The organism is Frankia canadensis, from assembly GCF_900197875.1.
In the GTDB taxonomy this organism is placed as follows: Bacteria; Actinomycetota; Actinomycetes; order Frankiales; family Frankiaceae; genus Frankia; species Frankia canadensis.
In genome coordinates, this window is the sequence record NZ_FZMO01000429.1 from 1 (window position 1) to 1,431 (window position 1,431).

At 74.8% G+C, this 1,431-nt stretch carries 1 protein-coding gene; it reads right to left on the minus strand.

Annotation, left to right across the window (positions count from 1 at the left end; genetic code table 11):
* A partial coding sequence (locus C1A33_RS25280) for a polyketide synthase dehydratase domain-containing protein (protein WP_115538015.1) occupies positions 1-1,431 on the minus strand: 1,431 nt, incomplete at both ends.

Consider the following 1,431-nt stretch of genomic DNA (forward strand, 5'->3'; position numbering starts at 1 on the left):
GTGGTGAGGAGGGTGGTGAGGTGGTGGGGGTTGGTGGTGTCGGTGGCGGTGATGGTGATGTGGGCGCCTGCGTGGGTGAGTTCGTGGGTGAGGTGGGTGGCGCCGGGTGCGTGGGGTCCTTGTCTGCTGGTGAGGTGGAGGTGGCGGACGCCGTGGTGGTGGACGAGGTGGCGGGCGAGGAGGGTGCCGAGGGTGCCGGTGCCGCCGGTGATGAGGACGGTCCCCTCCGGATCGAACAGCGGCCGCGGCGACGTGCGCGCGGCGGGCGTCGCCGCTGGGGACGCGGCCTTCGCCAGCCGCGGCACGCGAGCCCGCCCGGCGCGGATCGCGATCTGCTCCTCGTCGGTCGCGACGGCGGCGGGCACGAGGCGCAGGGAGGCGGGCTGCGTGTCCACGTCCACCAGGACGAACCGGCCCGCCCCTTCCCGCTGCGCGGAGCGGACCATTCCCCACACCGGGGCGGCGACGAGATCGGGACCTCCCGCCGGGTCGTCGCCGGTGACGACGGCGCCGTGCGTGATCAGGACCAGTCTGGTCTGAGCCAGCCTCTCGTCCCGCAGCCACGACTGGAGCAGTTCGAGCAGCCGCTCGGCGGTGGCGCCCACCGCCGTCGGCACGAGTGTCGGGTCCGCGGGATCCGCCGAGACCGGTCGCAACGACAGCGCCACCTCGTCGACGGCGGGCGTGCCGGAGGCGATCGCGTCGCCGAGCGCCCGCACGTCGGGGAATGCGCTGACCTTCACCCCGGCGGCGTCCCAGGCAGATCTCAGCGTCGGGTCGTCGTCCCCGACCAGAGCCCATCGCGTGGGCGCCGCGGTGGCGTTCGGGGCCAGCGGCTCCCAGTTGACGCGCAGGAGCAGATCCTCTCCGCAGGCCTGCGCGGCAGCCCGCAGCTGTTCCAGCGGAACCGGTCGCACCACGAGCGCGTCGACGTCGACGACCGGGTTGCCGTCCTGGTCGGCGGCCTGGACGGTCATGGCGTCGGGCCCGTTCGGCGCCAGCCGCACGCGGAGCGCCTGGGCGCCGGTGGCATGCAGGCGAACGCCGGACCAGGAGAACGGCAGCCGGGGTCCACCGTCGGTGCCGTCGAAGAAGCCGCGTAGGGCGAGCCCGTGCAGGGCGGCGTCGAGAAGCGCGGGATGGACAGCGAACCGCCTGGCATCGGCGGCCAGCTCCTCGGGCAGCTCGACCTCGACGAACACCTCCTCGCCGCGCAGCCAGGCGCGGCGGACTCCGCGAAACGCCGGCCCGTAGTTCAGCCCGATCTGGCTCAGCCGCGGGTACAGGTCCTCGACGGGAGCGGGCACCGCCCGGGGCGGCGGCCAGACGCGCAGGTCCGGGGCGGTGGAGACGACTGTGCTCGGGGCGGCGGAGGCGTCCTCGGCGGGTGTGAGGGTGCCGGTGGCGTGGGTGGTCCAGGGGGTGTCGGGG